The sequence below is a fragment of the Mycobacterium sp. TH-M11 genome, assembly GCF_057473725.1.
Genome location: NZ_JBYCLD010000426.1, coordinates 1 through 8,590, shown reverse-complemented (window position 1 = coordinate 8,590; position 8,590 = coordinate 1). Strand labels below are relative to the sequence as shown.

Below are 8,590 nucleotides of genomic sequence, written 5' to 3'. Positions count from 1 at the left end.
TCCGATTGCGGCTAACGCCTGGCAACCGGGGCCGCGGACGTCGGGCGCGCATCAACGACTACAGGCCGCCCAGATCGTCGGGCACATCGACGGCGTGCTCCTGCAGTGCCTCGAGCGGCACGATGTCGAGGGTGCGCTCGTGGGTGGACGCCAACACCACCGGGGCGGCCAGGCCGTCGCGGTACGCCAGCAGCCAGTTGCGCGCGGTCACGCACCAGCGATCTCCGGGTACCAGCCCGGGAAACCTGAACTGCGGCATGGGCGTCGAGAGGTCGTTGCCGATCGAGCGCTGATGTTGCAGGAATTCGGCGGTTACCACCGCGCAAATCGTGTGTAGGCCAATGTCTTCCGGTCCGCTCGAACAGCAGCCATCGCGGTAGAAGCCGGTCAACGGCGCACTGCCGCACGGCTCCAGCGGGCCGCCCAGGACGTTGCGTTCAGGCATTGATCTCCCCCACCAGATCGGCCGCGCGCCGCAGTTGATCGAGGTCGGAACTGGTGGGGATGAGCTGCACCTCGTCGGTGCCGACGGCTTTGAAGTCGCGTAGCACCGCAACCAGGTCGTCGTCACCTCCGGCGAATCCGGTGGTCGGCGCCATCGCGTCGACGTACTCAGCCGGTATCCAGTTCATGTAGCGACGCAAATGCCGGTGCACCTGGGCCCGGGCGTCATCGGCTGGTCCCAGCGCGAACCAGAACGACGTGGCCAGGTGAGGCCGGGCCTTGCCGGCCTCGGCCCAGGCGTGGCGCGCGACGTCGAACAACTCGTTCTGCTTGGCGACGTCGAGATCCAGCGTGGTCCCGGCCAGTCCGTCGGCCCACGCCGCCGCACTGCGCAGCGTCTTGGGTCCGATGGTCCCGACCAGTAGCGGCGGCCCACCCGGTTGAACCGGCGCCGGTCCGACCGGCAGCTTGGCATCGGTGATCTTTTCGCCGGCCCAGACCCGCTTCATCACCGCGGCCCGCTGCGCCATCCCGCGGATGGTCTGCGTCGCCGGGTCGGCGCCGACCGCGACGTAGTCCTCCACCCGTCCGCCGACGCCGAGGCCGACCGTGAGCCGCCCGCCGCAGATCATGTCGCCGGTCGCCAACGCCTTGGCCAGCATCACCGGATCGTGCAGTTGCGGCACGATCACCGTCGTCATCAGCCGCACCCGGTCGGTCCAGGCGGACAGCGCACCCAGCAACGTCAACGCCTCCGGGTTGTCGAAGGCCATCCGCTCGCCCCAACACAACGACGAGAACGGCCCGTCGTCGATCGTGCGCGCCCAATCCCGCAATACGGCGGCGTCCAAATCCGGCTCCATGACCGGCATGGTCATCGCTATCTGCACGATCGCGATTCTGGCATGGCGACCGCCCTGTGCCGGCGACTATCGGCGTGGCAGCATCACTAAATGGCCATCACCGCCAACTCGATCGCTCATGTCCGGCTCACCGTCACCGACATCGAACGATCCCGGCAGTTTTACGAGACTGTCTTCGGATGGCCCGTGCTGCTCGAGGTTCCCGACAACGCCGATGAGGCGACGCGCAAACGGCTCGGGTTTCTCTTCGGCGGCGTCATCTACGACCTGGGCGGCGCGCTACTCGGACTGCGCCCGGTCGCCGACGATCGTTTCCACGAAGATCGCGCCGGCCTGGACCACCTCGCGTTCCGGGTTGCCGATAAGGCCGAATTAGACTCCGCGGCAGCGTATCTCGACGACATCGAGATCTGCCACGAGCCCGTCAAGGACATCGGCCCGGCCTACATCCTGCAGTTCCGCGATCCGGACAACATCGCGCTGGAGTTGACCGCACCCAAGTAGACTGGCCACCACGATGCCTATCGAGTTCAACCACACCATCGTCGCCGCACACGACAGCGGGAAATCCGCCGGGTTCATCAGCGAGCTGTTCGGGCTGCCGAGCCCGAAGCCGTTCGGCCGCTTCCTGACTGTCGGCCTCGAACACGGAGCAACCCTCGACTACATCGAGGTGCCCGAAAGCGAGAACATCGCTGCCCAGCACTACGCGTTTCTGGTCTCCGAGGACGACTTCGACGCGATCTACGGCAAGATTGTGTCGCGCGGGCTGCAGCATTGGGCGGACCCCGCCGGCCGACGCCCCGGCGAGTTCAACACCAACTACGGCGGGCGGGGCGTCTATTTCCGAGACCCCGCCGGTCACTTCCTGGAGATCCTGACTCAGCCCTACGGCTCGGGCAGCTAGCCGGCGCTGCGCGCACTACGGCGTCGGGTCTCCTGATCGCGGTAGTCGTCGGCCAGCCGGCCGACGTGGTCGGGCAGCGTCCCGGTGGCTACGGCGGCCAGGCTGGTCTGTTCCAGCACGAAACGCATGCTGGCCCGCAGGGCCCGCCAGACATCGGTGAGCGCCGCAGTCGGTCCTGAATACGGCAGATCGCCCAGCCCGATGTCGCGGACGCTGGCCAGCGGACCGTCGATGCAGCGCAGCACATCGGCGATGCTGATCTCGGTTCCGGGACGAGATAGCTCGTATCCGCCGTCGCGGCCGCGGTGGCTGCGAACCAGGTGGTCGGAGCGCAACGCGGACAGGATGTCGACGAGAAACTGCGGCGGGATTCCCTGCGCATTGGCCAGCTCATCGGTGGTGACCAGGACACCGTCGGCGACGGTGGCCAGTTCGACCATCGCCCGCACCGCGTACTCCGCCTTCGCCGACATCCGCATGGAAGAAGATTCTCCCACCGGCGCGCGCTCAGCGCGTGACCGCGAGCACCGCGTCGGCGTGTTCTGGGCGGCACACCACCAGGTCGGGCAGTGTGGGGTCTTCCCGGTTGTACTCCAACGGTGAGCCGTCGATGCGGGACGTGTGCAGACCAGCGGCGCGGGCCACGGCGACCGGCGCCGCTGAATCCCACTCGTACTGGCCGCCGGCGTGGACGTACACATCGGCCACACCCTGGATCACCGCGGCGACTTTTGCGCCCGCCGAGCCCATCTCGACCAGTGTGCCGTTCAGCTGATCGCGCACTTGCAGCGCGATGGCGGGCGGCCGGGTTCGCGAGACCACGATCCGCGGCGGACCAGAGTGTGCCGGCGGCGGCGCGGGATGTGGGGTGGCCAACGTGACGCCCTGCGCGGGCAGCGCCACCGCGCCGGCCACCAGCGCGCCGGACTGCCACAACGCGACGTGCACTGCCCAGTCCTCGCGGCCCAGCTCGGAGAACTCCCGGGTTCCGTCCAGCGGATCGACGATCCACACCCGCTGCGCGCTCAACCGAACCGGATCGTCGACGCCCTCTTCGGAGAGCACCGCGTCATCGGGGCGTTCGCGCGTCAGCGCCGCCATCAGGTAGTCGTGGGACCGCTTGTCGCCTGCGGCTTTTCGGTCAGCCTCGGTGGCGTCGGCGAGCTCTTCGCGGACGGCCAGCAGCAGTCTGCCGGCTTGGGTGGCCAGCCGCGCGGCCAGCTCGTGGTCGCTACGCCCGCTCAATTCCGCCCCTCGATCAGCTCGACCACTTGCTGCGCCAACTCGTCGAGACTGCGGTCCGGCACGAGTCGCAGATCCGGATTCTTCGGTCGCTGGTAGGGACTGTCGATCCCGGTGAAGTGGGTGATCTCACCGGCGCGCGCCTTCGCGTAGAGGCCCTTGGGGTCACGCCGCTCACAGTCCGCGAGCGGGGTGTCGCAGAAGATCTCGAGGAAGTCCAGGCCATTGTCGGCATGGATACCGCGGGCCAGCTCGCGGTGCTCTTCCAGCGGGCTGATCGCCGGCACCAGCACGGTGTGGCCGGCGTCCGCGATCAACGCCGCGACGTGCGCCAGCCTGCGCAGGTTTTCGGCCCGGTCGGCCATGGAAAAACCCAGGTCGGCGTTCAGGCCATGCCGCAGATTGTCGCCATCGAGAACATAAGCGGGAACGCCTTTTTCGAGCATTTTCCGCTCAACCAGCATCGCCACCGACGACTTACCCGACGCCGAAAGACCGGTGAACCAGATCGTGCGGCCCCGCGACATGCGGTCCTGCGCAGTCACCAGCGAGCGATGCCGCACCGTGTTGGGACTCGCGCTCTGCGCGGCGGCCTCGCGCAGCACCATGCCCGCGGCCACGGTCCCGTTGGTGTGCGGGTCGATCAGGATGAACGAGCCGGTGCTGGCGTTGCGGGTGTACTCGTCGAGCAGCAACGGTACCTGTGAGCGCAGCGATACTCGGCCAAGTTCGTTGAGCTGCAAAGCCCTTGCTTCCTTGTCGCGGCGCAGCGTGTTGACATCCAGGCGGTAGTCGAGCGCGGTGACCCGCACCCGCGTGGTTCGCGTGGTGTGCTTGATCAGATAATCGCGGCCAGGCTCCAGGGCCGACGCGTCGGCCATCCAGCACACGGTCGCGTCGAAGTCTTGGGTGACCCGCGGCGCGTTGGCCGGCCGGGCGAGCATGTCGCCACGGGAGATGTCGATGTCGTCGGCGAGGCTCACCGAGACCGCCATCGGTGGAAATGCCTCCGCCACTGGGCCAGTGGGCCCTTCGATCGCGGTGATACGGGTGGGCTTGCCGGTCGGTAGCACGACCACTTCGTCACCCGGGCGCATCACACCGCTGGCGACCGTGCCCGCGTAGCTGCGGTGGTCCTGGTGCTCCTTGGTCTGCGGTCGGATGACGTACTGCACCGGGAACCGGACGTCGACGAGATTGCGATCTGCCGCGATGTAAACCTCTTCGAGGTGCGACAGCAGCGCGGGCCCGTCGTACCACGGCGTGTGCTCGGATTTACTGACCACGTTGTCGCCGTGCAGCGCCGACATCGGGATGGTCAGCACGTCCTGGACGTCAAGCCGGGTGGCGAAGGCGTAAAACTCGTCGCGGATGTCCTCGAAAGCTGCTTTGTCCCAATCGATGAGGTCCATCTTGTTGACCGCGAGCACGATGTGCTCGATGCCCAGCAGCGATGCCAGAAAGGTGTGCCGGCGCGACTGCTCCAATAGACCGTGTCTTGCGTCGACCAGCACGATGGCCAGCTGCGCGGTGGACGCGCCGGTGACCATGTTGCGGGTGTACTGGATGTGGCCCGGGGTGTCGGCGATGATGAATTTCCGCCTGGGCGTGGCGAAGTAGCGGTAGGCGACGTCGATCGTGATGCCTTGTTCCCGCTCGGCGCGCAGTCCGTCGGTGACCAGCGACAGGTCGGTGTATTCGTGGCCGCGGTCCTTGGAGGTGCGCTGCACCGAGGCCCACTGGTCGTCCATGACGGCCTTGGAGTCATACAGCAGCCGCCCGATCAGCGTGGACTTGCCGTCGTCGACCGAACCGGCCGTTGCAATACGCAGCAGTGTCGCCATCAGAAGTACCCCTGCCTCTTGCGGTCTTCCATGCCGGCCTCGGAGATCCGGTCGTCGGCCCGGGTGGCGCCGCGCTCGGTCAGCCGCGACACCGCCGTCTCGGCGACCACCTCGGCGACCGTGGCCGCCTCCGACTCCACGCAGCCGGTGCACGTCACGTCGCCGACGGTGCGGAACCGGACCGTCTTCTCGATCACCTTCTCGTCGGCGCGCGGCTGCAGGTGCTTGTCGACGGCCAGCAGCATCCCGTCGCGCTCGAAGACTTTTCGCCGGTGGGCGTAGTAGATCGACGGCAGCTTGATCTCCTCGGCGCCGACGTAGGACCAAATGTCGAACTCGGTCCAGTTGGACAGCGGGAACACCCGGATGTGCTCGCCCTTGTGGTGGCGGCCGTTGTAGATGTTCCACAGCTCGGGCCGCTGCGCCTTGGGATCCCACTGCCCGAACTCGTCGCGGAAGCTGAACACCCGCTCTTTGGCCCGGGCCTTCTCCTCGTCGCGTCGGGCACCGCCGAACGCCGCGTCGAACTTGTTCTCCCGAATCGCGCGCAGCAGCGTGACGGTCTGCAGCGGGTTGCGCGACGGGATGGTCTCCACCGCCCGGCCGGCGTCGATGTCGTCTTGAACCTTGGCGACCACCAGCCGCACCCCGGTCTCAGCGACCAGTTCGTCGCGGGTGGCGATTACCTCGTCGAAGTTGTGACCGGTGTCGACGTGCATTACCGGAAACGGCAGCCGGCCGGGCGCGAACGCCTTCAAGGCCAGCTGCAGCATCACGATCGAGTCCTTGCCGCCGGAAAACAGCAGCACCGGACGCTCGAACTCGGCGGCGACCTCACGGATGATGTGGATGGCTTCGGCCTCTAGCGAGCGCAGGTGGCTCAGCTCGTATTGCCCGGCAGCGGGCGCCTCATGGGTGGTCATCAGCCGTCCCGATTCTCGGTAAAGTTGGTAGATTCGGTCATCATTACGCACATTACCAAGTATGAAACCAGCCGTTTGGGTGGCTGTCAACGAAACCGCGGTGGCCGGTTGATGCGACGAGTGTGAAACTGCTGCGAGAATCTGGCCTTTTCTTCGCAGTGGATTCACGCTCGACGAGCCCACGCTGCTGCCACCCGCGCGACCACGCCGCCTTCGGTGTCCGCTGCCGTCACCCGGACGTTGATCCAGCCGAGATCGCTCAACGCTTCTGACCGCGCGATGTCCTTGCGGAGTTGCCGACGGTCGGTCCAGTGCTGGTCGCCGTCGTATTCGACCGCGAGCTTGAGGTGTTCCCAGCCCATGTCGAGTTCCGCAACGAGTTGGCCGTATTCGTCGTAAACCGGGATCTGCGTCTGCGGGGCGGGGAATCCGGCCCGGAGCAGGACGAGTCGCAGCCACGTCTCGCGTGGCGACTCGGCGCCGGCGTCGACCATGCTCAGCGCGACCCGGGCGCGACGAATGCCCCGCCGCCCCGGGTAGCGCTCGGCGAGAAGGTCGACGTCGGAAATCTTGAGGTCCGCCGCCCGAGCGAGGGCATCGATCGCCGCAACGGCGGGGCCCATGGGATATCGACACGCAAGGTCGAGGGCCGTCCGCGCCGGGTTGGTTACCGGCACACCGTCGACCACCGTCGTCTCGCCGTCCTCGATCCGATCCGACCATGTCCGCACCAGGGCTGGAGCATGACGGTTGCCGTAGATCAACTCCGCGGGCCGTTTGGCGTTCGCCCACCTGGCTCCATGCAGCGCCGACGCCGAGTAGCCGGCCACGACGCCGCGTCGCTGCGACCACAGCCAGGCGGCCTGGGCTCGCGCGGCGGCTGACAGCTCGAAACCCTGTGCGATGTAGACATCGCGGTAGATCGCAGTGAACCGCGTCCGCAGCTGATACGGCGTCACCGTGGCCGCGGCGACTGCTTCACTGCCGATGAACGGTCCAACCATCCCGCGAGTGTGCAGCACCAGACCGACACGTCGGCGAGCGTGAACCTGCTGCGAAAATCTGGGGTTTTCTTCGCAAGGGTTTCACGCTCGGCGCACAGGACAGGCCGTCAACTCACCGGTCCGGGCCCCTCGGAGCCACACCTCTTAGTCTGGGCGAATGCAACAGGGGCGAGTCCGGTAGCCATGGCCCGGTTTCTGGTGCGTCGCGCGGCGAACTATGTGGCGTTGTTGGCATTGGCGTCGTTTTTGACGTTCTGCCTGACCTCGGTGGCCTTCTCCCCGCTGGAGAGCCTGATGCAGCGCAGCCCACGCCCGCCGCAGGCCGTCATCGACGCCAAGGCCGCCCAACTCGGACTGAACCAACCCATCCCGCTGCGATACGCGAACTGGGTGTCGCATGCGGTGCGCGGCGACTTCGGCGCGACGATCACCGGTCAGCCGGTGTCGAGCGAACTGTGGCGCCGGATCGGGGTCAGCCTTCGGCTGCTGCTGATCGGCTCGGTGGCCGGCACGATCATCGGGGTGGTGCTGGGCGCGTGGGGGGCGATCCGGCAGTACCGGGTCAGCGACCGCGTCATCACGATGCTCTCGCTGCTGGTGCTCTCCGCCCCGACCTTCGTGATCGCCAACCTGCTGATCCTGGGCGCGCTGCGGGTGAACTGGGCGCTGGGCTGGCAGCTGTTCCAGTACACCGGGGAGACGTCGCCGGCGCTGATCGACGGCACCGCGGCGCGGTTGGTGGATCGCTTGCAGCACTTGGCTTTACCAACGCTCACGCTGGCGCTGGGCACCGCAGCGGGGTTCAGCCGATACCAGCGCAACGCGATGCTCGACGTGCTCGGTCAGGATTTCATCCGCACGGCGCGGGCCAAGGGGCTCACCCGCCGCCGCGCGCTGATCAAGCATGGGTTGCGGACGGCGCTGATCCCGTTGGCCACGCTATTCGCTTACGGCGTAGCCGGGTTGGTGACCGGCGCGGTGTTCGTCGAAAAGATCTTCGGCTGGCACGGCATGGGCGAATGGATGGTGCAAGGTGTCGCCACCCAGGACGCCAACATCGTCGCGGCGATCACGGTGTTCGCCGGCGCGGTCGTCTTACTGGCGGGTCTGCTGTCGGACTTCATCTACGCTGCAGTCGATCCCAGGGTGCGGGTGTCATGACTGCACCGGCATTCGCATCCCGCCGGACGTTGGTGGCGCGCCGCTTTTTGCGCCGCCGCTCGGCGGTGGCGTCACTGCTGATCCTGCTGATGTTGTTCGTCGGCTGCTACACGCTGCCATCTCTGCTGCCGTATTCCTACCGCGACCTCGACTTCAACGCGTTACTGACGCCGCCGAGTACCCGACACTGGTTGGGCACCAA

Annotated in this window: 10 protein-coding genes and 1 pseudogene; 4 read left to right on the top strand and 7 right to left on the bottom strand. The window is 67.0% G+C overall.

What is annotated here, in order from left to right:
• Positions 1-58: 58 nt before the first annotated feature.
• The gene (locus AC2VOG_RS16790) at positions 59-445 is read right to left on the bottom strand and encodes a DUF2237 family protein (RefSeq protein WP_486940992.1); all 387 of its coding nucleotides are present in this window, start codon (positions 443-445) and stop codon (positions 59-61) included.
• On the bottom strand, positions 438-1,322 hold the full coding sequence (locus tag AC2VOG_RS16785; RefSeq protein WP_486940993.1) for an LLM class flavin-dependent oxidoreductase: 885 nt from the start codon (positions 1,320-1,322) through the stop codon (positions 438-440). Before AC2VOG_RS16785 ends, AC2VOG_RS16790 begins: the two co-directional genes overlap by 8 nt.
• A gap of 75 nt (positions 1,323-1,397) precedes the next feature.
• Between AC2VOG_RS16785 and AC2VOG_RS16780 the strand changes: the two genes are divergently transcribed.
• The gene (locus AC2VOG_RS16780) at positions 1,398-1,811 is read left to right on the top strand and encodes a VOC family protein (RefSeq protein ID WP_486940991.1); all 414 of its coding nucleotides are present in this window, start codon (positions 1,398-1,400) and stop codon (positions 1,809-1,811) included.
• A 13-nt stretch (positions 1,812-1,824) separates the two neighbouring features.
• Positions 1,825-2,214: a VOC family protein gene (locus tag AC2VOG_RS16775; RefSeq protein ID WP_486940990.1), complete on the top strand. Its 390-nt coding sequence runs from the start codon at positions 1,825-1,827 to the stop codon at positions 2,212-2,214.
• On the opposite strand, the gene AC2VOG_RS16770 is transcribed toward AC2VOG_RS16775, so the two are convergent.
• The 5 genes from AC2VOG_RS16770 to AC2VOG_RS16750 form a co-directional block, all read right to left on the bottom strand.
• On the bottom strand, positions 2,211-2,693 hold the full coding sequence (locus AC2VOG_RS16770; protein ID WP_486940989.1) for an Rrf2 family transcriptional regulator: 483 nt from the start codon (positions 2,691-2,693) through the stop codon (positions 2,211-2,213). The two genes, AC2VOG_RS16775 and AC2VOG_RS16770, sit on opposite strands and share 4 nt — an antisense overlap.
• Before the next feature lie 28 nt (positions 2,694-2,721).
• Complete coding sequence (locus AC2VOG_RS16765) at positions 2,722-3,459, bottom strand: 3'(2'),5'-bisphosphate nucleotidase CysQ (protein WP_486940988.1); 738 nt, start codon at positions 3,457-3,459, stop codon at positions 2,722-2,724.
• Positions 3,456-5,300: an adenylyl-sulfate kinase gene (gene cysC / locus AC2VOG_RS16760; RefSeq protein ID WP_486940987.1), complete on the bottom strand. Its 1,845-nt coding sequence runs from the start codon at positions 5,298-5,300 to the stop codon at positions 3,456-3,458. The genes AC2VOG_RS16765 and cysC overlap by 4 nt, the downstream gene beginning before the upstream one ends.
• Positions 5,300-6,223, bottom strand: a complete 924-nt coding sequence (gene cysD / locus AC2VOG_RS16755; RefSeq protein ID WP_486940986.1) for a sulfate adenylyltransferase subunit CysD — start codon at positions 6,221-6,223, stop codon at positions 5,300-5,302. The genes cysC and cysD overlap by 1 nt, the downstream gene beginning before the upstream one ends.
• A 164-nt stretch (positions 6,224-6,387) precedes the next feature.
• Positions 6,388-7,227 carry a hypothetical protein gene (locus AC2VOG_RS16750; RefSeq protein WP_486940985.1) on the bottom strand — a complete coding sequence of 280 codons (840 nt, stop codon included), beginning with the start codon at positions 7,225-7,227 and terminating at the stop codon, positions 6,388-6,390.
• Positions 7,228-7,410: 183 nt separating this feature from the next.
• On the opposite strand from AC2VOG_RS16750, the gene AC2VOG_RS16745 reads away from it, so the two are divergent.
• Complete coding sequence (locus tag AC2VOG_RS16745; protein WP_486940984.1) at positions 7,411-8,388, top strand: ABC transporter permease; 978 nt, start codon at positions 7,411-7,413, stop codon at positions 8,386-8,388.
• Positions 8,385-8,590 (top strand): annotated as a pseudogene (locus AC2VOG_RS16740) (peptide ABC transporter permease); the annotation flags it as partial. The gene AC2VOG_RS16745 and the pseudogene AC2VOG_RS16740, both read left to right, overlap by 4 nt.

What these genes read in the sequence shown, in the direction of transcription:
- AC2VOG_RS16780 (WP_486940991.1), top strand. Translation starts at nt 1,398, where the DNA reads ATGGCCATCACCGCCAACTCGATCGCTCATGTCCGGCTCACCGTCACC.
- cysC (WP_486940987.1), bottom strand. Translation starts at nt 5,300, where the DNA reads ATGGCGACACTGCTGCGTATTGCAACGGCCGGTTCGGTCGACGACGGC.
- AC2VOG_RS16750 (WP_486940985.1), bottom strand. Translation starts at nt 7,227, where the DNA reads ATGGTTGGACCGTTCATCGGCAGTGAAGCAGTCGCCGCGGCCACGGTG.
- AC2VOG_RS16775 (WP_486940990.1), top strand. Translation starts at nt 1,825, where the DNA reads ATGCCTATCGAGTTCAACCACACCATCGTCGCCGCACACGACAGCGGG.
- AC2VOG_RS16790 (WP_486940992.1), bottom strand. Translation starts at nt 445, where the DNA reads ATGCCTGAACGCAACGTCCTGGGCGGCCCGCTGGAGCCGTGCGGCAGT.
- AC2VOG_RS16745 (WP_486940984.1), top strand. Translation starts at nt 7,411, where the DNA reads ATGGCCCGGTTTCTGGTGCGTCGCGCGGCGAACTATGTGGCGTTGTTG.
- cysD (WP_486940986.1), bottom strand. Translation starts at nt 6,223, where the DNA reads ATGACCACCCATGAGGCGCCCGCTGCCGGGCAATACGAGCTGAGCCAC.
- AC2VOG_RS16785 (WP_486940993.1), bottom strand. Translation starts at nt 1,322, where the DNA reads ATGACCATGCCGGTCATGGAGCCGGATTTGGACGCCGCCGTATTGCGG.
- AC2VOG_RS16770 (WP_486940989.1), bottom strand. Translation starts at nt 2,693, where the DNA reads ATGCGGATGTCGGCGAAGGCGGAGTACGCGGTGCGGGCGATGGTCGAA.